The organism is Nostoc sp., from assembly GCF_036919815.1.
Classification (GTDB): domain Bacteria; phylum Cyanobacteriota; class Cyanobacteriia; order Cyanobacteriales; family Nostocaceae; genus Nostoc.
On sequence record NZ_JBALCE010000059.1, the window covers coordinates 21,133 to 44,035 of the forward strand.

Sequence of the window (22,903 nt, forward strand, 5' to 3'; positions counted from 1 at the left end):
TAAATTTTGGTAGTTGTATGTTATTTGTCATTAGTCAGTTGTCCTTTGCAAATGACCAATGACTAATGACCAATAACCAAGTTTAGTTAGGCAAATCTAACTTAGGAATGTGGATTAAATAAAATGCAAAACCTCACCCTGCCTCCGGCTTCCCTCTCCTTAGTAAGGAGAGGGATTGAGGGTGAGGTATTATCTTATATTTAATTGTGCCTTCCTACTTAGTTAGGCAAATCTAACTTACTTCCAATGCTTTTTTTTGCATGGTTTTAAAAATGTTGTAAAACCCATTAGCACGGGAAGGTGTCAAACTAACGTTTAAACCTGTTGCTTGAATAAAATCTGGAGTAAGTTGTAGAATCTCAGTTGGCGTTAGTCCATCCAATCCTTCAACCAGAAGCCCTACTAATCCTTTGGTTAACTGCGAATCGGAATCGCCCTGATATACAACCTTCTCGTCATCTAAGGCTGCTGTGATATAAACTTGAGACACGCAACCAGGAACTTTATTTTCGGGTAATTTATCAGCTTCTGGGAACTCATTGAGCTTCTGAGCATACCAGATTAGCTGTTCGTAGCGCCGCTTCGGTTCGGAAGCGCGTTGAAAGCGCTGGACAATTTTAGCAAGCGCAGGTGGCAAAGAATCTAGAGTTGAGGACATAACAGAAGCTGCAAATGATCGGTCTTACCTTGAGTGTAAATTATCTTTCGAGCGATGCCTAGGTTGGGCTGCGCCTACGCGCCGACCGTTTACCAAGGCATATCAGCTAGCTATAACAACCATATCTTGACTATAACTTGTCAAATCCAGATAATTACTGGCTAGGTTTTTTAATGCCTATAATCACAAAAACTTAATTTTCTTATAAGTACAACATCTGATTAATTAGTATCCAATTCTCTGCGTATCTCTGCGCTTAAATTTAAACCCTCAATTTGTCACGATTTGGCGATGCGATGCCTACGCCGGGCTACGCCTACGTACTTACAAAATTAGCTGCAAGTAGATTTTAACTAAGCAGCTAGATAATAATTAATAATTAAAAATTAAAAATCAAAAAAAATTCTGATTTTTAATTTTTAATTTCTCTCCCTTAGGGATTAATTCGTAGTTTGTGCAGCTAGCATCTGCTTCAGCTTTTCTAATTCTGAAGCCCAACGAGGATCTGGACGAATAGCGTCTGAATCGGTAGTCGTGGTGCTGGTTTCACGAGAACCTCCGCCACCTGAACTGCCACGGCGAGGCTTTTTAGAGCTTTTCTCACGACGGCTACCTTCTCCTCTGGTGGGGCTAGGAATGGGGGTACTACTACTAGCAAGAGTAACTGGTTTCGGAGCTTGCTCTTCGCCTTCCTCACCCTTTATACGAGGTAATGCCTTCTCTAGCTTAATCGGAGTGTCTTTGAACATCTGACCATTATACTTTTCAATAATTTCGTCAGCTTGTTCGTCGTTGTTGACTGTAAGAAAACCAAAACCACGGCATTTGCCAGTTTTGCGGTCTTTAATTAATTTAGTAGTTACAGCTTCACCTTCGGCTGCAAAAACGGCTTGCAGATCTTGACGATCTATTTCATCTTTAGGCAAATTACCTATATATAGGCGAACGGACATGAACTATACCTCCAGAGTTGAATGAACATGGCAAGGCAAGAAAACAATCATTTAGCTTTGACTTTTAAATAGATGCTATTGATCAAGACTGCCATTAACCAATTTTTTTGCTCGAAACTGTCAACCTATACAACAATACAGTTTTTCGTCGGGATCAAGCTTGTTTAATCCAAAGGCTCACAATATCGTGAGCTAATAACACCTTAATTCTAAGAATTGTAAATTTAATACCCTGCTGCCTGCTAAAGTAAACGCTTGCTTCGATGCCGTTTTTCGCAGAATCAAATACCATTCTTTAGATTACCACGGTATTTTCTACGTAGCTAGTTTAGCGCATACATTTCTGACATTAGTATGATCGCATCGTAACATAAAACACATTTTTTTATTCCAAAGGGCATATATTTCAAACAAAAACCAACCAGTGGCTAGTTAATTTGCTGCTCTATTGGGACGATAAAAGGTATGGAGCGGGAGAAAAAGCATCCGAATTCATAACTAAGCGGTGCTGCTGAGTTACATCGGCTGCTTTGATTTGTGTAAATAAATGTAACATTTGGGAACCCAACCTGCAATTTTTGTTTACATTCCGATTTCTCCAAAGTCCAATAATAACCAATGCCCAACGACTAACCAGTGAGAAAAACGTATGCGCCCCAAGCCTGTGCTGCAACTGCCAAAAAAATAGACCAAATGGGATGAGGGCTATGAATGGTTTTACCACTTTGAGTTTCCAGGGTTTGGATATCGATCCAAGGTGTTGCTCCTCGGCGGAACCAACCTGTGACAATAATTTGCCGACCGATCATATCCTGGTGATTAACTGACTGTCCTAGCCAAGAAATGTGGTGTAATTTCACTAAACCCGCACTCGATTGGAGGATTAAATCTTGGGCTAGGGAGTTGCTAGTACCTTGACGACCTAATAATTTGCCCACAAGACGCACGCTGTTGCTGTCAATGGGTAAGGCAGAAGGGTCAGATAACAGGTTGGGTAAGCTGTTGTCAGTTTGCACGGTAGCAGGTTTAATATCCGGGAAAAAAGGATTAATCCGCATCACTGTACCAATGCTAAAGCCAATCAAAAGGCAGCCTGTAATGAAAGACCAATCTTCATATATCCATTTTAGATTTAAAAACTTGAGTGCGAATGCTAATTGCCACGTTAGCCAGACCAAAGCTGCAAACAGAAGCCCTAGAGGAATTCCCAACCAGGGAGCAATTTGTAATAAGAAAGACTGACGCTTAACCTTTGATGGTTCGCTACTAAAATGTACTTCGGTGTCTAGATGCCAGTGACGGGCTATTTGGCAGAGGCGTTCAATGCGATCGCCGATTAACGGATGGCTATTATTAATCGTAAACCATCGACGATAGGGATTGGCAGTATCCCACTTCAAAAATGATTCAAAAGATAAATTACTAGCAATAGTACCTAAAGAAAGGCTTTGTTGGTGGCTAACTGGTGTCAGAAGATTTAAGCTTTCTAGTTGCCAACTGGTGTGTTCTTGTTTTTCGATATCAGCTGCAATGCCAATGGCAATTTTGAGTAAAGCTCGAATTAGCGCATTCGGATTACCAGTAATTTCAGCAGCGACGCGATCGCTATAATAAAGCCGCAACCGCGACAACCACAATGCAGTTCCAGTCAGCAAACACCAAACTCCATAAATTAGACTAGCCAGAATTGTCAGCGGCGATCGCCAAATTTTCCCTGATATTTTGTCTCCCCACTTCGACATTTGCTGATATAGCTTATAAGTTGGTAGTGTCACCAGCAGCAACAAAGACATCACAGCAAAATCCCAGTGAGCAATATGCCCTAACTGCGTGGCGTAAATAGTGGCGATTTCATCATCTGCTAGTTGTTCTAATAGCCCTTGACTCACAACAATCCTGGCATTACGTGGTAAACTACCATAGGTCAGGATAATTGGTGCAGCCATTGGTAAAATCCGCAGTTTGGGTAATGGCCAGTGTCGTTGTTGGCAACAACGTTGTAGCACCCGAACGGCTTCGCGGCTATGAGCATTCAATACATCTTTAGAAAATTCTCGCTGACCATACAATTTCGCCAATAGCAGATCCAGCAACCAAGGTGATAGTCCGAGGAAAATCACCAATACTATTAACAATAATTTAGTAGGATCGCGGTATAAAAGCTGCAACGGCTCCAGATAAGGTATTTTGACTAAAGTCTGGTTGATCAATCCCATTGCTAACTTCAGGATTGCCCGGATCAGCCAAAACAAGGCGATGAATGTTCCTGCTGAGAGTAGCCGCAAAGGAATTAATTTCGGTTTACGTAGGGGTTGCCATGCTCTGGCGCGTTGTGCTTGTCGCCAATAAATAACGCCGAATAATTTGGCTTGGGTGCGGGTAACGGAACCCATGAAACCGTTTAGGGGCGCAGCCGGTGGTGGTAGTGGTGTTGCTACTGTAGCTTTGAGTCTAGCTAGTGGCATCATCGCCGGGGTGTCGTCGCTCTTGGTTTCTATTACTTGATCATTTGGCTTTTCCTCTAATGTCGGAGTTATTGAGGGGGTAACTGGGGTTGAATCTGGAGTTGAATTACCAAAGGTAACAAATCCAGTTTCGACATTTTTTGATTCTTGATCAGGTTTTTTACGTTTTGTCAGGTGTTCAAGAGCGCGTGTTGCCCACTCTTGAACTTGGGGATTGTTACCCTCAATGAGATTTTGGGAAATAGCGATCGCTTTGGAAACTTCGCCAGTGCGAGCATAAGCCATCACTAAACCAACTTGGGCTTGTAAGCTAGCAGTCGCATTGCTTTGGCTCTTAGCAATCGGTTCTAGTTGAGCGATCGCTGTTTGGTAATTTCCCTGCTTGAGGGCAATTAAACCAGCCTCCAAAGACGATTTGGCGTGTGAAGGCATAGAAATTTTGGCACTCCAATCTCTTCTAGGTGATCCACGTTTGTGCAAAAGCGCGAACCTCGGATGCCGTGGAACTCAACCGCGCTCAAGTTTTGCTTGTCAAGTGAATTATTCCTCCACTGGTTGTTGACTAGAAAAAACTGGAGCGATCGCGCTTAATTTGAACTCTGGATGATCGCCCAATAATTGTTGGCAATTCCATTCATTGCGGAATAGCAACACTGGGCGTCCCATACTGTCTTTAACTGTAGTGGTATTGAATATTCGTCCCACTTTTTCTAATGCTTCCCAACCACCCTCAACCCAACGGGCGACACTGTAGGGCAATAAATCTAATATGGTTTCTACACCATACTCATTTTGTAAGCGAAACTGCACCACCTCGAATTGCAACTGACCCACCGCCGCCAAAATTGGATCGCGCTTGGCTTCATCAGTTGAATACATAATTTGTACAGCACCTTCTTCGCGCAATTCCGCAACGCCTTTTTGGAATTGTTTAGACTTCGAGGGGTTGGGATTCCTCAGAGACGCAAACAGTTCCGGCGAGAAATACGGAATGCCCTCATATTCGAGCTTTTGTCCCGTGTAAATTGTATCCCCGATCGCAAAAACACCGGGATTGTTCAAACCGATCACATCGCCAGGATAAGCCACATCAATCGATTCCCGCTCTTGGGCAAAGAGTTTTTGCGGGCGAGACAGACGGATGAGTTTACCAATGCGGGCGTGATTCACCATCATATCTTTTTCAAACTTACCAGTGCAGACCCGGATAAAAGCGACGCGATCGCGGTGCTTCGGGTCCATGTTCGCTTGCAGTTTGAAGACAAACCCCGAAAACTCCGGGTATGTAGGGGCGACTTCGCCAACACTGCTGTAGTGAGAACCGGGTTTCAGGGCATAGTCGAGGAAGTAATTGAGAAATAACTCTACACCAAAGTTAGTCATGGCGCTACCAAAGAACACAGGCGTCATTTTGCCTTCGTGTACTAACTGCAAATCTAACTCTGGCCCAACACCTTCTAACAGTTCTAAATCATTTTTCAGTTGGTAGTAGAGTTCTTGTTCTAGCTGCTCCTCTATTCTCGGATCACCTAATTCCACAATCGTATCACGGGCTTCTCGGCTGCCGTGGGCGCTGCGTTCAAACAGGTGAATTTGTTGCTTGTATCGGTCAAAAACACCTTTAAAGCGATCGCCCATACCAATCGGCCAGTTTACGGCATAGGTTTGCAATCCCAATTCTTGCTCAATTTCATCCAACAGTTCCAGAGGTTCCCTGCCTGGGCGATCGAGCTTGTTGATAAATGTAAAGATCGGGATACCCCGCAACTTACACACTTCAAACAATTTGCGCGTTTGGGGTTCCAAACCTTTTGCTGCATCAATCAACATCACGGCATTATCGGCGGCGGCAAGGGTGCGATAAGTATCTTCACTGAAGTCTTGGTGTCCGGGAGTGTCTAATAAATTTATTTGACAGTTCCGGTATTCAAATTGCAACACTGTGGAAGTAATGGAAATACCCCGTTGTTGTTCCATCGCCATCCAGTCAGAGGTAGCCTTACGCTGTGCCCGTCGCGCCTTAACCGCCCCAGCTTCGTGAATTGCACCTCCGTACAAGAGTAGTTTTTCTGTTAGTGTAGTTTTACCCGCATCAGGGTGAGATATAATCGCAAAGTTGCGGCGAAGTTCAACCGCTTGAATAAGTTCAGACTCAAGTTCAGTAGACATAAGTGTATTTGTTTGTTAGCTAACTTAATTTTTTTTGACTCTAGCAAGTCTTTTAATCTTAAGACAACGATGCTCGTGATAGGGTCGTAATATAACTAACAATCTGACTAAATAGGAGAAAGCAATGTACGACACAGACAAGCGAAAGCTTCTATCTGCCTTGTCTCATGGAGCGATTTTTTTCAGCACGACATTGGTATCTGTAGGTATACCTATTGCCATACTGCTCGTGTCTGACGATCCTGTTGTTAAAGAAAACGCCAGAGAATCGATAAATTTCCACTTTAATGTCTGGCTTTATGCACTGATTTTAGGAACACTATTTTTTCTATTCGGTTGGTTGGTGCTACCACTATTAATATTGGGGCCACTAGCCGGTCTGGGATATCTATTGCACTGGGGATTAACAATTTGGGCGCTCATCGGAGTTTTCAACAATCCTGATATACCCTTCCGTTATCCCTATATTTTCCGAGTTTTTTAACCCAGATTTATCAGGATTGGGGACTTGTACTGAGCGTTCGCGTAGCGTCTCGTAGAGAAGCCGTTGGCGCAGCCTCTCGTAGAGAAGTATTGGGCACTTGTACTGAGCGTTCGCGTAGCGTCTTGTAGAGAAGCCGTTGGCGCAGCTTCTCGTAGAGAAGTATTGGGCACTTGTACTGAGCGAAGCCGAAGTATTGGGCATTGGTAATTGTCGGTTATTTTTTATTAAGCTGTTATGCCTTTAATTTGCACACACCCAATCGCCACAATTTTTGCCAACAGACAGTCTTACCATTTTGAATTTTGAATTGCTTACTATGTTGTTTTTTTTCCAGTCCGTCGGATAGGTGCAACCAAGCTGTAGAATACAAAATTGCCCCACAACTTGATTAAGAGTAGGGCAAGGGACAGTTAAGTACTGTTTGTAGTCTGTCCGACGGCAGGAAAATTTTAGCCTGCTTTTGTGACGCTTTATTTTGTGTCCATTTGCGTTGTTTTTCTTCATAAAATTTTATGTTTCCTATACATCGCCCCCGTCGTCTGCGTACCCATCCTCAACTGCGCCGGATGGTTCGTGAAACTGTTTTGACAACAAGCGATTTAATCTACCCATTATTTGCCGTACCAGGTGAGGGAATCGCTAATGAGGTGAAATCAATGCCCGGAGTCTACCAACTTTCGGTAGATAAAATTGTCGAAGAAGCAAAAGAAGTTTATGACTTAGGAATTCCCGCGATTATTCTATTTGGTATTCCGGCTGATAAAGATGTAGATGCCACTGGTGCTTGGCATGATTGCGGTATCGTCCAAAAAGCTGCGACGGCGGTAAAAGCAGCAGTACCAGATTTGATTGTAATTGCTGATACTTGTTTGTGTGAGTACACCAGCCACGGTCATTGTGGTTATCTGCAAGTTGGTGATTTGACGGGACGGGTTTTAAATGACCCAACATTAGAATTGCTGAAGAAAACAGCAGTTTCTCAAGCAAAAGCTGGTGCTGATATCATCGCGCCTTCGGGAATGATGGATGGCTTTGTCCAGGCAATTCGTGTGGGTTTGGATGAAGCCGGATTTCAAGATACGCCGATTATGTCTTATGCTGCTAAGTATGCTTCGGGTTATTATGGCCCATTTCGGGATGCAGCAGACTCGACACCGCAATTTGGGGACAGAAGAACTTATCAAATGGACCCAGGTAATGCCCGCGAAGCCCTTAAAGAGATTGAATTGGATATTGCTGAAGGTGCTGATATGCTCATGGTTAAGCCAGCCTTGGCATACATGGACATTATCTGGCGGGTGAAAGAAGCGAGTAACTTACCAGTTGCGGCTTACAATGTTTCTGGTGAGTATGCGATGGTGAAAGCTGCGGCTCTCAATGGTTGGATTGATGAGGAGCGAGTAGTTATGGAAACTTTAACTGGGTTTAAACGGGCTGGCGCTGACTTGATTTTGACTTACCATGCCAAAGATGCGGCGCGATGGTTGAAGTAAGGTGAGTGATCGAGTAAGAATTTAAGAAATCTCACGCAGAGGCGCAAAGATGCAAAGTTGTGTTTTGGTGTCTGGGTGTGAGATTTTTAGTATTTTAGGTTTGGCTGGTGCGAAATTCAAAAAAAATTAACTAATCCGCGTTATACCTGTCATATTTGTATTACAAGTATGATAAGCTAATCGGCATTTAAGTTGCATAATCAGGGCGGGCAAGATGCCCACCCCACAAGATATTGATAAAATTTTGATATGCAATTTAGATGTGTTTTAGCTTAAAAGTTATGCTCAATGTCAGGCTGGACGAAGAAACAGAACGGTAGCTAGCCGATATCTTGGCTTACGAGCAAACGGAAAAGAGTGAGTTTATCCGACGCTTGATTGCTGAACGCTGGCTAACCTTACAAGCGGATAAAACTTTGGTTGAGAGACGGGGTGGACACCCTGAACATCTGCTGCAAGATGCACCAACGGATTTATCGGAACGCTCAAATCGAAAGAAAGCGATCGCTCACTCAATATCTCAATAAGCGCCAGCCATGACGTATTATCCGCTTATACTCGCGGATAGCGGCTTTTTGTTTGCGTACTACAGCGCCAGAGATCAGTATCATCAACAGGTACGTCGCTTCTTCGAGAACTGTACTTCCAGGCTAGTAACTAGGCCCATTTGTATTGCAGAAGTAGTGTGGTTGCTCAACTTTGATTGGCGTACACAAAATGAGTTTCTTCTAGATGTTGCTAAACAACTCTACGAGTGTGAGCAACTATTGGCGCAAGATTTTTCGCGTATTGCTGAGTTGAATACTCAGTACAAAGATTTACCAGGGGATTTTGCAGATTTATCCTTAATCGTCATTTCAGAGCGTTTGGATATTGCGGCGATGCCTGCGGCGGGCTACGCTACGCCTACGCCACCTTGGACAGTGATTTTAATATTTATCGGCGTTATCGGAAAAAACCTTTTGTGCGGGTGTTATGGGGATAGCGATCGCAAGCGTTACACAGTTAACAATTGAGGAGGCTTCTCGGGGAAATTAGATAGGGTTATATCATGTCTGCTGAATTGCCGATAATAAAAGAACCTCACCCTGGTTTTGCTCCCCCAAAACCTGTCCCTCTCCTTAGTAAGGAGAGGGATTAAAGATAGGACAGGGTGAGGTTTTTCTTTTGTTTTGGGTAATTCGATGAGGTTATCAACGCCAAGTTATAAAATATTGTTGGAGGGTTGCGATCGCTTAAGCTTGATTTCGTAGTCTTTCTAGGTTCTGTTGATGCAACTCTGGGAAGTTTTCTAAATCATCTATTGACTGTGGTGCAAATCAGCCGCATTTGCCAGAGGGGGAGGCGATCGCTCCTAAAACCTCTAAAATCTATTTGATATAGTTATGGCAATTACTCGCTCTGTGCTAGGGGCGCTTCATGCAAACAAACAATCTCTAACTAGTGCGATCGCTCACCGTATTTGCGACAGCAGCACGATAAAATTCTAAAACCATAATCTTACTAAAAGGTCTAAATGGCAGAAACACTATTCTTCAACGCCTTACGCGAAGCCATTGATGAAGAGATGGCGCGTGATTCCAGCGTATTTGTTCTCGGTGAAGATGTCGGACACTACGGCGGTTCCTATAAAGTTACCAAAGACCTGTACCAAAAATATGGCGAACTCCGCGTTCTAGACACCCCGATTGCCGAAAATAGCTTTACTGGCATGGCAGTGGGAGCTGCAATGACAGGGTTGCGTCCGATCATCGAAGGCATGAATATGGGCTTTTTATTGCTCGCTTTCAACCAAATAGCCAACAACGCTGGGATGCTGCGCTACACTTCTGGCGGTAACTTTAAAATTCCGATGGTAATTCGCGGCCCTGGAGGTGTGGGACGACAACTAGGGGCAGAACATTCTCAGCGACTAGAAACCTACTTCCAAGCTGTGCCTGGGTTGAAGATTGTTGCCTGCTCCACACCAAGAAACGCCAAAGGACTACTAAAATCCGCTATCCGCGATGATAACCCGGTATTGTTCTTTGAACACGTTCTGCTTTACAACTTGAAAGAAGATTTACCAGAAGAAGAATATTTACTACCCCTAGATAAAGCAGAAGTTGTGCGTCAAGGAAAAGATGTCACAATTATCACTTATTCGCGGATGCGGCATCATGTGCTGCAAGCGGTAAAAACTTTGGAAAAAGAAGGTTATGATCCAGAAGTTATTGATTTAATCTCGCTCAAGCCATTAGATTTTGATACCATTGGCGCATCAATACGTAAAACCCATAAAGTGATTGTGGTGGAAGAATCGATGCGAACTGCGGGTATCGGCGCAGAAGTCATCGCTTCAATTAACGATCGCTTATTTGATGAATTGGATGCGCCAGTACTGCGGCTTTCTTCCCAAGATATCCCCACGCCTTACAACGGCAATCTGGAACGATTAACAATTGTCCAACCAGAGCAAATAGTAGAAGCTGTGGAAAAAATGGTAGCGTTGCGGGTTTAAAAGTTAAACCATGTCTATCTTGAAACCTGTAGTTCTTCGATGATCAAAAGGATTTGCCCTCATCCCCCAACCCCTTCTCCCAGATATGGGAGAAGGGGAGTCAGAATTTCAAAGTCCCTCTCCCATATTTGGGAGAGGAATTTAGGGTGAGGGCGAAAACTACGGTTCTCAACTTAGATGAGGTTTAGGAGTGAGGAGTTAATAATTTAATGAATTTACAACTCCTAACTCCTAACTCCTAACTTCCAACTCCCCACTCCCCATTCATAACTGTACAAAAGAGAGCTATTATAGCCTTTGTCAGTTGCGAGTTATAGTATGCAAAGACAGCGATCGCTATTAATTTTGATTGGAGTCCTGATAATCGCCGCCATTGTGGTGATTAATACAATTTCGATTCCGTTAGGGCTGGACTTACGCGGAGGCTCACAGCTCACAATTCAAGTGAAAACAACACCGGAGATTAAGCAAATCACCGATCGCGAATTGGAAGCTGTGAAAAAAGTCGTTGAAGGTCGCATTAACGGTCTTGGCGTTTCTGAACCAGTCGTGCAAACTGTAGGGAAAGATCAAATCCTTGTGCAGTTACCCGGAGTCAGTGATCCACAGCAAGCGGAACGGGTTCTAGGGGGTACAGCGCAGTTAGAATTTCGCACGCAAAAGCCTGGTACGGAAACCCAACTGTTTGCTTTCCAAACATCACGAGCTGAATTGAAAGCCAAGCAACAAGATTTGAGAAAGAGTAACGAGCAAGCAGCAATTGTCAAAAATCAGCAAGATTTGCAGAAAAATAATCAAGCGATCGCTGAATTGTATGAAAGCACAAACCCCCCACTCGCAGGGAAATTCCTCAAAGATGCAGGCGTTGAATCCACTCAAAACAAGAATTGGAATGTTACCATTCGCTTCGACCAAAAGGGTGGTGAACTGTTTGCCGAACTGACGAAAAAACTTGCCGGTACAGGACGCAGCATTGGCATTTTTCTAGACAATGAACTGATCAGCGCTCCCAGTGTCGGGCCAGAATTTGCTGCTAGTGGTATTAGTGGTGGTGCTGCTGTGATTACAGGTAGGTTTACCGCCCAAGAAGCTAACAACTTAGGTGTGCAGCTCCGAGGGGGTGCTTTACCCGTACCAGTGCAAATCGTCGAAAACCGCACTGTTGGGGCAACCTTAGGTAAAGATAGTATTCAACGCAGTCTTTACGCTGGTAGTGGCGGATTGCTGTTAGTATTAATTTTCATGTTAGTTTACTACCGACTACCAGGATTAATTGCCGACGTTGCTTTGATTATCTATGCGCTATTGACCTATGCCACCTTCGCTTTGCTAGGCGTTACATTAACTCTCCCCGGTATTGCTGGGTTTATCCTCAGTATCGGCATGGCAGTTGATGCTAACGTCTTGATTTTTGAGCGCACCCGTGAAGAACTACGCGGTGGTAAAACTTTATATCGTTCTATAGAGGCAGGATTCTACCGAGCTTGGTCTAGCATTTTAGATAGTCATGTTACATCATTAATTTCTTGTGCAGCACTGTTTTTCTTAGGAGCAGGTTTAGTTAAAGGCTTTGCTTTGACATTGGCGCTAGGGTTGGGGGTAAATTTATTTACTGCCATTACTTGTAGTCGCACACTCCTGTTCCTATCATTGCAATTTCCCAACTTGCGTAAGCCAGAGTTGTTTTGTCCGAATCTTTCAACGTCAATTAAGTCTGGTGCAGAGGTGCAGTCATGAAATTTAGTGTTATCAAACAGCGAAAATTATGGTGGACAACTTCTGTCATCGCCACGATTATTAGCATCGTGGCGATGGTGATTTCTTGGCAACAACTAGGCGCACCGCTACGTCCCAGTTTAGATTTTGTTGGTGGTACGCGACTACAATTTGAACGCGATTGTACACAACCAAACAATTGCACTCAACCGATTGAAATCTCTGATGTCAGGGAAGTAATTGACGCTCAGAAACTAAATAATAGTAGCATCCAAGTTATTGGTCAAAAGCAACAGGGAATATCGGTTCGCACAAAGACATTAGATGTCGAGCAACGCACCCAGTTACAAACAGCTTTGACTGAAAAAATTGGAGCCTTTGACCCGAAAGCCACCCAAATTGATACCGTTGGCCCGACACTTGGTCGTCAACTACTTTCCCAAGGGTTATTAGCTCTGGTTGTCTCCTTCGCAGCGATCGTTATTTATTTGAGTGTGCGGTTCCAGCTAGACTATGCTGTAATCGCAATTCTTGCATTGTTCCATGATGTTTTGATTACGCTGGGTATTTTCTCCATCTTGGGATTAGTCGCAGGTATTGAAGTTGATAGCCTTTTTGTCGTTGCTATTTTGACTATTACTGGTTTCTCGGTTACAGATACCGTGATTATCTACGATCGCATTCGAGAAATACTGCATCTACATCCTAACGATCACATTGACAAAGTTGTTGATGATGCAATCAATCAAACTTTAACGCGATCAATTAATACCACGTTCACGGTTTTGCTAACATTATTTTCCCTATTCCTATTTGGCGGCGAAACCCTGAGAAACTTTTCACTAGCTTTGATTATTGGCTTCACGATGGGCGCTTATTCAAGTATTTTCCTCGCTAGTCCGCTTTTAGCTTGGTGGCGAGAGCGCAAGGGTCAAACAAATGTGGTAAACAGCGCTGAACCGATTGATACATCTACCAGTTCCCAGGATAGTTAAACTTCTGTGCATTTGACAATTGGGTTCAATTGCTCACCCACACCTTGCAATTTTATTCTCCTATGGATCAACCGGAAGAACCATTAACTCCTGTCCCAGATTTTGATAAATCTGACCCATCGTTTGCTCAACAAGTACAAAGGCTACACAGACTAACAGTATATGGCAGGTGGCTGTTTGTGGGCTGTTTATGGCTGACCATTGCGCCTCTTAGCTTGTGGGGTCTACGTGCAGAAATTTCTTTGTTGCAACAATATTTTACCTGGGTAGCGGTGCGATATGGACTTTTCTACCATCCACTGTCTACCTTCGGTTTAGCCTTTTGTATTGGGATGACGGCTGCTGTTTTAGTTTGGCAAAGTCGGAATATCCTACTCGGGCTACCACAGCAGGAAAAAGAACGTTTAGAAAAACAACTTTATCGCATACGTCAACAGGGAGCAACTCATCCTCTCTGGAAGTGGGTTTGTAATTAATTTTTCTTTCTCGTTACATATATATATACGTGGAGCAATTTCTAGCAAAAGATGAACGAGTCTCAGATTCTAATTTAGCGAACAGCTCCGCTGCGCCAAAGGCGAACGCAAATCTGAAATTGACCTTTACCAACTCCAAGAACTATTAGGCTACAGAAGATCAGCTTCAGGAATCACTAGGGGGATAGAGATTTGTAGTCTGCTAACCTGCTGAAGTGGTTCCTTCGCAATGGTCGAGGGTAAAATTTCCAACTTTCCTCCCATAACTTCTACTAAAGTCTGATTGATTAATAGCCTCATTCCTGGGGAAAGAGCAGCGTTTTTTTGGTCAATCTGAGTCAGCTCATTTTCAGATTTAATCAAATCAATCGACTCGCTCCACAGTATGACATGGGTTGGTACATCCAGCCAAATGTTGACAAAATTATTTGTAGGTAAGATGCTGCTAGAAATACAAATGCTGCCTTCCTCCATTTGACTAATAGCAGTGTCTATTAAACTGATCAATATTTGGCGGAGCCAGAGGTAATCTGCCAAAACATAAATTTCTGGGTCTGCGGGTAATAATTGCAAGGGAAAATTGCGATTAGCCGCCAGCATATAAGTTAATTTATGAACCTCCTCCAAAATTTGGGCTAAGGGTATAGGCTGAATATCTAATTTATTCATACCGTGTTCAATTCTAGCAACGTTGAGAATTTCATCCATCAGCTTCAGCAACTTCAGGGTTCGCTCCTGAGCTTGGGCAATAAATTCTCGTTCTTCAGCTGGATCTTCACATAAATCTGACAAAATTAACTGATGCAAGCCAATTAGACCATTGAGAGGCGATCGCAGTTCATGGGTAGTCCGTGCCAAAAAGCCGGCTTTAAACTGGCTCATTTCCCTTGCCATTTGGTATGCTAGCTGCGTTCGCTCTAGCTGTTGCGATATTGGTGGCATATCTGCTTGATCTACTGGGGATGAGCTAGATGAAACATTTGGCGCTCGCGCAAATAACCTATGTAAAATCATACCTAGTGCTATTCCGGCTCCTAGATATATCCAGTTGCTCCAATTCATAATCTGGCAATTATTAACTTGTTACTTAACCACAACAGCGCCAACTAAAGTTTCGGATTTCTCTGTTGTTCAAATCAGGAAAACAACATTATAGCTACCTATATTTGGTTATCAGTCGAAATATCTAACTTGATCGCACCTTGCCGCAAAATTTGCCAATTTATCCCTGTCCATTTAGCAACAGTGGAAGGTATACCCATTCCCGGCATTTCACCCCGATATTCTGTAGTTGCTATCAGAACCTGGGGAAACTGAAGCTGAATTTCTGCGATCGTTTGCAAAGGTGGCTGACCAGAAAAATTGGCGCTAGTGGTGGCAAGGGGGCCTGTTTGCGCCAAAATAGTTTGAGCGATCGCACTGTTTGGTACTCGGATGCCAATTGTTGTCGAGTCGATGGGGTTCATAACTTTTGGTACGCGTTCACTTGCTGGCAAAACTAACGTCAGCCCTCCCGGCCAATATTTATCTGCTACTTCTTGCCAAACTTTATACTCGTTCTCACTACCTTTCACATATAGCCATAAATCTTCAGCACTAGCCGCCATCAAAATCAAAGGTTTGTCTTGACTGCGTTGCTTCGCCGCAAAAATTAATCCTGCTTTTTCTGGTATGGCTGCAAGTGCAGGAACAGTATCCGTAGGAAAGCTCACCAAAAAGCCAGCGCGTGCGCCAGCTATTAGGTTTGTCAGGGAAACTTGCGTCATTTTTATAGAGTTAGGAGTGAAAAGTAAGTAATTTTTTGTATCTTCTTTCTAATAACTCATAACTCATAATTCCTAACTCTTAACTTTTATAAGCTAGGGCGAAGCGTTCAATTCCAGCTAAATCAGCGTGAATTTGAATTTTACAATAGCTACCTTGATTTTGCAAAAGTTCTCGCACTGTATCCGCCTGTCCAGCCATCATCTCAATTAACCACACGCCACTAGGTTGCAAATAACTAGGGGATATTTCTATCAAATGGCGAATACAATCTAAGCCATCAGCGCCACCATCCAAAGCTAGATGTGGTTCATGGTTAACTACTTCTGGTTGTAAGCTAGATAAGGTACTGGTGGGGATGTAAGGAGGGTTAGACACCATACCACTGAACTGACCTTTGAGAAATGCCAGTGGCTCCCACCAGAAACCTTGATAAAATTTAATCCGGTCAGCAAAACCCAAATTATCGGCGTTGGCTTGGGCGATCGCCAGAGCTTCTAAACTATAATCAACTGCATGAATTGTTGCTTTTGGCAAGACATCTGCTAATCCCAGTGCGATCGCTCCACTTCCAGTACCCAAATCCGCCCAGTGTCCTGAAATATTGCTAGCAAATGCTTTAGCTAAATCAATTAAGCTCTCTGTCTCTGGTCTGGGAATCAAAACCGCACTCGACACCGCGATTTTAAACTGACGCCAAGGTGTAACTCCGGCAATATACTGCACTGGCAAGCGTTCATTTAATCGCCTCTGCCAGAGTTTATCTAACTCTTGCAGAGGCAATTGCAGCTGAATTTGCGGCCAGTTTTTAAAAGACTCCAAACCTAGTGTCAAGCGGTCTAATCCAGCTACCTCTAGAAGCAGCCAATCTACCTCCCTTGGTGGGACATCAGTGGCGATCGCCGCTTTAAAAGCTGCATTCCGCCACTGCCAAAGTTGTAAACCAGAAACTATCAGATGTTTCTCCCTCATGCCTCAACCTTGGAGTGCATATCCGTTATTTTTTCGGAGCGACTACAGGAGCTGGTGATTGATTCGGCGCAAGCGATCGAATAAAATTGATCGACTCCCGCGATGGATACAGAACAATTTTATTTATACCAGGATCGTTGCTGCTATTGAGAGCCTCCAGAACACCGTACAAATCCACCACCTGAATTTCAGTATTGGCTCCTTCCTTGGGCACGGCTTTTTTGAATTCGTCTAATAGAGCCACTGCTTGCTCTTTTTCAAAAAAGAAAGGGATATAGCGCTCCTTACCTTTGGGCACGGGAATGGTCAAATAGCTATTATCTTTCTTAAATTTGGGTACAAATAAGGGAATACCATTGAATTGCTGTCCTTTTTGACCATTCTGATTCAGCATACTTGTTGCCGAAGCTACCTGTTGTTGCGTCGGCACTAGAGTATAAATTACAGACTCTGATTTCTTTTTGCTTTCTTGGACTATTTTATAGTAGTCTGCCAAGGACAAAGGTCTTACCTGTAGCGTGCTTGCCAACTGGGGATTTTCTTTTTTGAGTCGATTGTCAAGGAATTTTTGAGCATCTTGCTTGCTAATAAAAAATCCTACTTGTGAGATCGTCTTGGATTCGTTTTTCCTCGAAAGAACCACGAATTCGCCTTTAGGATTGGTCAGCGTGAATACGGGTACTTCTTGGAGCTTTTTCACTACCTGATCTTGTGGCAAGGCGATCGCCTCTAGATTGCCTATTCCTGGTAGATTGCCTATTCCTGAAAGTCCCGCTAAAAATATACTGCCAGCTATACCCAATGTTGCGCCCAAGCGGATAAATGATTTCATGACTGCTCCTCGCATCAATAGTCCAATTAAATTAAACAAATGGTTGGATTTGCACAGCACCAACTAGCTACAGTTATATAGCAATCTATTTCAATTGTGAAAAATTCGTTGTGCGCGTTGAGGTTGAGTTTTAACCATCAACGGTCAAAATCTAGGATTCCGCAACTATTTCGGGTTGCTATAGTATTTTTCACAAATGGACTATGCTAACGTTGTGTTTTTGTCGGTTTCGCTTCGCTATTCACTGCAAAATGCCGTAGACGCCTATTATATGTCTTCTCAAACAGTGAAAAGTCTCTCCATCTCTGGGACTTTGGAGACTTTACTTAATCTGCCCTAACCGTTAACTATATTAATTAAATCGGGATGACAGGATTTGAACCTGCGGCATCCTGCTCCCAAAGCAGGCGCGCTACCAAGCTGCGCTACATCCCGTTACACTTACCTACTTTTTGCGGTTTGGTATTATAACCTACGATCGAGGCGATCGCCATTTCGCAAAATGTATTAATTTAATCATATCAGATAACACGGCTTATGCCTAATCTTTTTTATCTTTTGCAAACACAATCAATATAGATTACATCGTTACACTGAATAAAGGTTTTTTGCCGACTTAGTTTTACAAGATAGATATTATATACTTGCGTGTTCGTCGGCTGAACCTTGGAAAAACACATCAAAATAATAGAGTTTTGCTATCATACCTGATTTTCTTGTGCAAATCGGGTTTTATTTTGATTGAGCGCTAGTGAGGATACCAGAACATACCTTTGATGCCTTCTGGATCAGCCATAAACCCCATAGTTCGGTAAAAATCTACAACCTGGGGGTCGGCGAAGAGAGTGACATTACTAATTTCTTCACTCCTAAGTTTTTTGAGAACGTATTTCATCAGTGCTTTGCCCAGTCCTTGACTTTGAAAGTCTGGGTGAACCACCACATCCCAAATAGTGGCATTAAACGCGTGATCTGAGGTAGCGCGGGCAAAACCAATGAGCCGCTTTTGGTTTCCTCTCACCTGCCACATTGAGGCGACAAGAAAACTATGCTCAATAGCTTTTTTCACTTTTCTTAGAGGACGACGCGACCAACCAACTGCATCACAGAGTTCTTCTAGCTCATACAGGTCAATGTCTCGCTCCGTACTGAAGACGATACGAGCCTCCTTTGAAGAAGCTTCGCTAATGCTGTTGGGGTTTGAGTTGCCCACAGTTTGCGCTGTATGCTCTTCAAAGGAGTTTGTCCTAGTTGCCGCTACAGATTCAGGAGTATTAAACCAAGTTTTCCAAAAACCCATGCCAACGTGGTTCGGGTAGTATAACTGAATTGGTTTCCACTCTCAGGAGTGTTGATTCACGTTTAACATAGCTACTTCCATTTACTACCCCTGACACTCAAATTTTTTCGGTTGCTTTCGGGATTTGTAATGGCAACAGCCAGTTAGAGCGTGTTTCACACCAATCATCTTCAACTTTAGCATTTTGTTTTGACGTTCGCCCCGCCCTGAACGGACGGGAATTCTAAATATTACTATTTAGGTTTCCTCTTTCATCGACAAACCTTACAATTAGCTATCCATTTCTGGCAATGCTTAAACTGTTCCACCGTTCAATAAAACCAATGAACAAGCCTAACTTAGCTAATCCCAGAGGGCTATATCTCCAGAGACGTACTAGGATAGTAAACATAGCGTTACCTTGCGCCCCAAGGTACGTTTTTAGTCGTCTTAATTGAAAAGCTGAACAATTCTTTAGTTTTGCTGCTGTGTTAGTTTCGCTAGCTCTGATTAGACTCGTTTTCGCCACCAAGTTGCCTTTATTATTTCCCGGACTATCGTGTTTCACTTATTTAAGTCGTCCTGTACCGGCGGTTATTCTACCTGAGACACCTGATTCTACCATAAAAGCCGTCTTAGAAGTTCGGGGCTTTAGACCCAATTTTTCGGTAAAGGCTAGGAGAAATTCACCAAAAGCTAAGGATATAAACAATTCACTCATTCACTCATTCAAAATTCAAAATGAAAAAACCTAATCCTGGCAATTATTCGTATAGAGGTTAAATGCACGTTAGCTTAGGAGTGAATTGTATACAAGGGATTGGGCATGGGACAAAATAGTTCCTCTTTTCCCAGTCCTGAGTGAAGAAGTGAGATTCCCCACTCAGCACGGGCTAAACCCTAGCTATCCGCTAACAGCACTACTTACTCCCCCAACACCCAGCCCCCAGGTGACGAAAGCAAGCGAGTCTTACCCTTAACAATGGCTTCTGGTTTAAAATCTTCAACACTGGAACTCCTAAAGCGCTTTAACCGAGCGTTTCCCCAGTTTTATGAGCAATTCGTCAGCAGTGAGATTCAACTGCAAAATTTACGGCTAGCCTACCGTCTCTATAAAACTAGACGCGCTGTTATTGAGCTGAAACCGGAAGGTAGCAAAAGTGCCTTGCATTTTGCTTACCGCAACCAGTCTTTTCTCCTCAGCGATATTTTTGGTGTACTAGCAGCTTATGGGTTGACTATCCACGGTCTGAGTCTATATGGTCAGATCCGTCCGCCGATGTTAGTTTTTATTAAGCTGTTGGTGTCTCGTGGTAGTAAAGCCTTAACCGACAAAACCGCAGAAAATGTCTGTCGCGCGATTCGGGAGGCTTTAGGAGGTCGGTTTGAGGTAGAAGAGATGCTGGCAGTAGAATTCAATCTTGACACTGGCTTAGAGCAGGTACAAACTGAGTTCTATGTCGATCCGGTCTTTCACCTCCCTGCCCTAGTGATTGAAGCCGATAATCAACCAGGATTATTTTACAAAGTGATGTACGCCATCTGGCAGGAAGATTTGCTGGTAGTCAATGCCAATTTACTGGTTTGGCGCGGACGTACACGGCTAATTCTTTACTTGTTGGGGCCAAATGAAAGCCTCATTCCTGAATATCTCGGTCACAAAATTGCTGAAGGGGTGCGACAGAGGTTGTTGGGTAAATGATAAAAGTGAGGGGTTATGAGTTATGAGTTAAAAATTAACAATTCCTCACTCCTAACTCATAACTCCTAACTCTCTTCTTATTCGGTATTTAGTCGCACCCGCCCTTCGGGGTACGATATAAGTATGGCAACTATCGAAATCTTGGGCGTTCCACACGCATACGAGCTAACGGCTCCCACTTCCTGCCCCCATGCTTTAGTATTTATCCACGGTTGGCTCAATAGCCGTGGATATTGGCAACCTGTGATTTCCCGCCTCTCAGATGATTTGCAGTGCCTTTCCTATGATTTGCGGGGTTTTGGTGAATCCCAGTCCCAGGTAAAAACCGATTTTAGTCAGGCACAAACGTCTCTGAGTCTTATACCCATCTCCAGTAGTGCGGTTGGCTCACCAATCGATTCTGTTTATACTCCTGCTGCCTATGCTCAGGATTTAGCAATTCTCCTGAAACAGCTGAATATTACCAGTGCTTGGCTCATTGGTCACTCTTTGGGAGGTACGATCGCTCTTTGGGGAGCAGATAAAATACCTGAATGTGTTAAGGGAGTTATCTGTATCAACGCTGGTGGTGGTATTTACCTCAAAGAAGCTTTTGAGCAGTTTCGCTCGGCGGGTCAGAAATTTTTGCAAGTCCGCCCGCGTTGGCTGTCCCAATTGCCTTTGATTGATTTGCTGTTTACCAGAGCCAGTGTGGCACATCCTTTGGAACGCTATTGGGCACGTCAGAGGTTGATTGATTTCGTTGTGGCTGACCCGGAAGCATCTCTGGGAGCTCTGTTAGAATCGACAACTGAGGAAGAAATCAATCGTTTACCTGAGCTAGTATCCCAATTGAAGCAGCCAGTTTATTTTTTGGCTGGTGCCGAAGATAAGGTTATGGAACCCAAGTATGTGCGCCATTTAGCTAGCTTTCACAGACTGTTCCAATATTGTGGTGACAATGTTTTGGAAATTCCTGATTGCGGACACTTAGCTATGTTGGAACAGCCGGATGCAGTGGCGAATCATATCCGCTCAATAGTCAAGAGTCATTAGTCATTGGTCATTGGTCATTGGGCACTTGTACTGAGCGTTCGCGTAGCGTCTCGTAGAGAAGCCGAAGTATTGGGCATTGGGCATTGGGCATTGGGCAAAGAGTCAAGCCTTAACCCAAGGGTATCGGGTTACAACTAACAAATGACTACTCAACAGGTTCATACAACTTCATCACCTGGGTAAGCGCTAACCTCGATTCAACGCCTAGTGTGATGGGCGATGTATGACCACAAGATAGATGTTCAGAGGCGGCACAACCGATCATGGCGGCGTTATCAGTACAGAATTTCAGAGGGGGGAATAGGACGCGTAGATTATGTTCAACGGCGGCGGCTTGGAGGTTTTTTCTCAACCCGCTATTAGCTGCTACACCGCCACCAATAGCAATTGTGTCTAGACCATAGTCTAAGGCACAGGCGATCGCTCTTTTGGTCAGCGATCGCGCTACGGTTTCCTGAAAGCTAGCTGCTACATCTGCTACTGGTACTTGTCCACCATCTTTCTCTAACTGCTGCACTAAACGTAATACAGCCGTTTTTAACCCACTAAAACTCGTATCATAACGATGAAACCCCCCGCCCGGTAGAGAAACTTTTCCTTCTGGTAGAGCAAAGGCTTGAGGATTGCCCAGTTGTGCCAACTTGTCAATCATTGGGCCACCCGGATAACCCAGCTTTAATAATCGCGCCACCTTATCAAAGGCTTCACCCGCAGCATCATCACGGGTTTGTCCCAGAGTTTCGTAACTACCACAATCTTTCACATAAATCAAGCTTGTATGTCCGCCAGAAACTAATAAACTCAAGAAAGGGGGATTTAAAGTTGATTCGCTCAAGTAAGTTGCGTAAATGTGACCTTCGAGGTGATGAACTCCCAAAAATGGCTTGTTGTGTACCATCGCCAGGGTTTTGGCAGCAGTTAACCCGACCAACAGCGCTCCTACAAGTCCAGGGGCGCAAGTGGCAGCAATTGCGTCAATTTTCTCCCAGTCTAGTTGGGCTTGCTCTAAGGCTTGAGCGATCGCATCATTGATTGTTTCCAAGTGCTGGCGAGACGCTACTTCTGGTACTACCCCGCCATACTGCTGATGGACTGGAATTTGCGAGGCGACGATACTGCTGTAAACTTTACGATTGTTAACAATTGCGACGGCAGTTTCATCACAGCTTGTTTCTATTGCTAAAACGGTTGCCATTGGGAATAATTAGTGCTGAGTCTGGAGTCCTGAATAGTAAAGAGAAAATCTTGCTTCTTTACTACCCTACAACAACAATTCTGATACTCGGCACGGGCTAAACGCGCCGCTAACAGGACTCAGCGCTTTATTTTGGTTGAGAAACTTTAACTTTTATTTACTTAAACTTTACTCTGTTCCCAGCCAAGAGTATGATGACTTCCTAGTTATGCAAA

At 43.7% G+C, this 22,903-nt stretch carries 21 protein-coding genes and 1 tRNA gene; 10 read left to right on the forward strand and 12 right to left on the reverse strand.

Annotated features, from left to right (window positions below):
* Positions 1 to 232: 232 nt before the first annotated feature.
* From V7K15_RS14415 to prfC, 4 genes are all read right to left on the reverse strand, one after another.
* A complete protein-coding gene (locus V7K15_RS14415; RefSeq protein ID WP_334906168.1) occupies positions 233 to 658 on the reverse strand; it encodes a SufE family protein in 426 nt (141 codons plus the stop codon).
* A 440-nt stretch (positions 659 to 1,098) separates the two neighbouring features.
* The gene (locus tag V7K15_RS14420; RefSeq protein WP_334906169.1) at positions 1,099 to 1,611 is read right to left on the reverse strand and encodes an RNA recognition motif domain-containing protein; all 513 of its coding nucleotides are present in this window, start codon (positions 1,609 to 1,611) and stop codon (positions 1,099 to 1,101) included.
* A gap of 629 nt (positions 1,612 to 2,240) precedes the next feature.
* The gene (locus V7K15_RS14425) at positions 2,241 to 4,508 is read right to left on the reverse strand and encodes a M48 family metalloprotease (protein ID WP_334906170.1); all 2,268 of its coding nucleotides are present in this window, start codon (positions 4,506 to 4,508) and stop codon (positions 2,241 to 2,243) included.
* A 108-nt stretch (positions 4,509 to 4,616) separates the two neighbouring features.
* Complete coding sequence (gene prfC / locus V7K15_RS14430) at positions 4,617 to 6,245, reverse strand: peptide chain release factor 3 (protein ID WP_334906171.1); 1,629 nt, start codon at positions 6,243 to 6,245, stop codon at positions 4,617 to 4,619.
* Positions 6,246 to 6,369: 124 nt separating this feature from the next.
* Here prfC and V7K15_RS14435 point away from each other — a divergent pair, with 124 nt between their 5' ends.
* The 8 genes from V7K15_RS14435 (at position 6,370) to V7K15_RS14470 (ending at position 13,909) form a co-directional block, all read left to right on the forward strand.
* Positions 6,370 to 6,729 carry a DUF4870 domain-containing protein gene (locus tag V7K15_RS14435; RefSeq protein WP_334906172.1) on the forward strand — a complete coding sequence of 120 codons (360 nt, stop codon included), beginning with the start codon at positions 6,370 to 6,372 and terminating at the stop codon, positions 6,727 to 6,729.
* A gap of 512 nt (positions 6,730 to 7,241) precedes the next feature.
* The gene (gene hemB / locus V7K15_RS14440; protein ID WP_334906173.1) at positions 7,242 to 8,222 is read left to right on the forward strand and encodes a porphobilinogen synthase; all 981 of its coding nucleotides are present in this window, start codon (positions 7,242 to 7,244) and stop codon (positions 8,220 to 8,222) included.
* A gap of 332 nt (positions 8,223 to 8,554) precedes the next feature.
* Complete coding sequence (locus V7K15_RS14445) at positions 8,555 to 8,749, forward strand: hypothetical protein (protein WP_334906174.1); 195 nt, start codon at positions 8,555 to 8,557, stop codon at positions 8,747 to 8,749.
* Between the two features lie 9 nt (positions 8,750 to 8,758).
* Complete coding sequence (locus V7K15_RS14450) at positions 8,759 to 9,238, forward strand: type II toxin-antitoxin system VapC family toxin (RefSeq protein ID WP_442949675.1); 480 nt, start codon at positions 8,759 to 8,761, stop codon at positions 9,236 to 9,238.
* 500 nt (positions 9,239 to 9,738) lie between these two features.
* Positions 9,739 to 10,722, forward strand: coding sequence for an alpha-ketoacid dehydrogenase subunit beta (locus V7K15_RS14455; RefSeq protein ID WP_334906175.1), 984 nt, complete (start codon positions 9,739 to 9,741; stop codon positions 10,720 to 10,722).
* Positions 10,723 to 11,040: 318 nt separating this feature from the next.
* Complete coding sequence (secD, locus tag V7K15_RS14460) at positions 11,041 to 12,459, forward strand: protein translocase subunit SecD (RefSeq protein ID WP_334906176.1); 1,419 nt, start codon at positions 11,041 to 11,043, stop codon at positions 12,457 to 12,459.
* The gene (gene secF / locus V7K15_RS14465) at positions 12,456 to 13,433 is read left to right on the forward strand and encodes a protein translocase subunit SecF (protein WP_334906177.1); all 978 of its coding nucleotides are present in this window, start codon (positions 12,456 to 12,458) and stop codon (positions 13,431 to 13,433) included. Before secD ends, secF begins: the two co-directional genes overlap by 4 nt.
* A 62-nt stretch (positions 13,434 to 13,495) precedes the next feature.
* Positions 13,496 to 13,909, forward strand: a complete 414-nt coding sequence (locus V7K15_RS14470) for a hypothetical protein (RefSeq protein ID WP_334906178.1) — start codon at positions 13,496 to 13,498, stop codon at positions 13,907 to 13,909.
* Between the two features lie 150 nt (positions 13,910 to 14,059).
* On the opposite strand, the gene V7K15_RS14475 is transcribed toward V7K15_RS14470, so the two are convergent.
* From V7K15_RS14475 to V7K15_RS14505, 7 genes are all read right to left on the reverse strand, one after another.
* Complete coding sequence (locus V7K15_RS14475) at positions 14,060 to 14,971, reverse strand: sensor histidine kinase (protein WP_334906179.1); 912 nt, start codon at positions 14,969 to 14,971, stop codon at positions 14,060 to 14,062.
* A 98-nt stretch (positions 14,972 to 15,069) separates the two neighbouring features.
* Positions 15,070 to 15,675 carry an L-threonylcarbamoyladenylate synthase gene (locus V7K15_RS14480; protein WP_334906180.1) on the reverse strand — a complete coding sequence of 202 codons (606 nt, stop codon included), beginning with the start codon at positions 15,673 to 15,675 and terminating at the stop codon, positions 15,070 to 15,072.
* A 79-nt stretch (positions 15,676 to 15,754) separates the two neighbouring features.
* Positions 15,755 to 16,645, reverse strand: coding sequence for a peptide chain release factor N(5)-glutamine methyltransferase (gene prmC / locus V7K15_RS14485; protein WP_334906181.1), 891 nt, complete (start codon positions 16,643 to 16,645; stop codon positions 15,755 to 15,757).
* A 25-nt stretch (positions 16,646 to 16,670) separates the two neighbouring features.
* A complete protein-coding gene (locus V7K15_RS14490; RefSeq protein WP_334906182.1) occupies positions 16,671 to 17,477 on the reverse strand; it encodes a Tic22 family protein in 807 nt (268 codons plus the stop codon).
* 361 nt (positions 17,478 to 17,838) lie between these two features.
* Positions 17,839 to 17,912, reverse strand: a tRNA-Pro gene (locus V7K15_RS14495).
* A gap of 313 nt (positions 17,913 to 18,225) precedes the next feature.
* Positions 18,226 to 18,777 carry a GNAT family N-acetyltransferase gene (locus V7K15_RS14500; protein ID WP_334906183.1) on the reverse strand — a complete coding sequence of 184 codons (552 nt, stop codon included), beginning with the start codon at positions 18,775 to 18,777 and terminating at the stop codon, positions 18,226 to 18,228.
* Positions 18,778 to 19,324: 547 nt separating this feature from the next.
* Positions 19,325 to 19,477 (reverse strand): hypothetical protein, encoded by a 153-nt coding sequence (locus V7K15_RS14505; protein WP_334906184.1) that lies wholly within the window; start codon positions 19,475 to 19,477, stop codon positions 19,325 to 19,327.
* Positions 19,478 to 19,738: 261 nt separating this feature from the next.
* Between V7K15_RS14505 and V7K15_RS14510 the strand changes: the two genes are divergently transcribed.
* Together V7K15_RS14510 and V7K15_RS14515 are read left to right on the forward strand one after the other, a co-directional pair.
* Positions 19,739 to 20,458 (forward strand): hypothetical protein, encoded by a 720-nt coding sequence (locus V7K15_RS14510; protein ID WP_086763971.1) that lies wholly within the window; start codon positions 19,739 to 19,741, stop codon positions 20,456 to 20,458.
* Between the two features lie 123 nt (positions 20,459 to 20,581).
* Positions 20,582 to 21,493, forward strand: a complete 912-nt coding sequence (locus V7K15_RS14515) for an alpha/beta fold hydrolase (protein WP_334906185.1) — start codon at positions 20,582 to 20,584, stop codon at positions 21,491 to 21,493.
* 145 nt (positions 21,494 to 21,638) lie between these two features.
* On the opposite strand, the gene tsaD is transcribed toward V7K15_RS14515, so the two are convergent.
* On the reverse strand, positions 21,639 to 22,688 hold the full coding sequence (gene tsaD / locus V7K15_RS14520; RefSeq protein ID WP_334906186.1) for a tRNA (adenosine(37)-N6)-threonylcarbamoyltransferase complex transferase subunit TsaD: 1,050 nt from the start codon (positions 22,686 to 22,688) through the stop codon (positions 21,639 to 21,641).
* Positions 22,689 to 22,903: the final 215 nt, after the last annotated feature.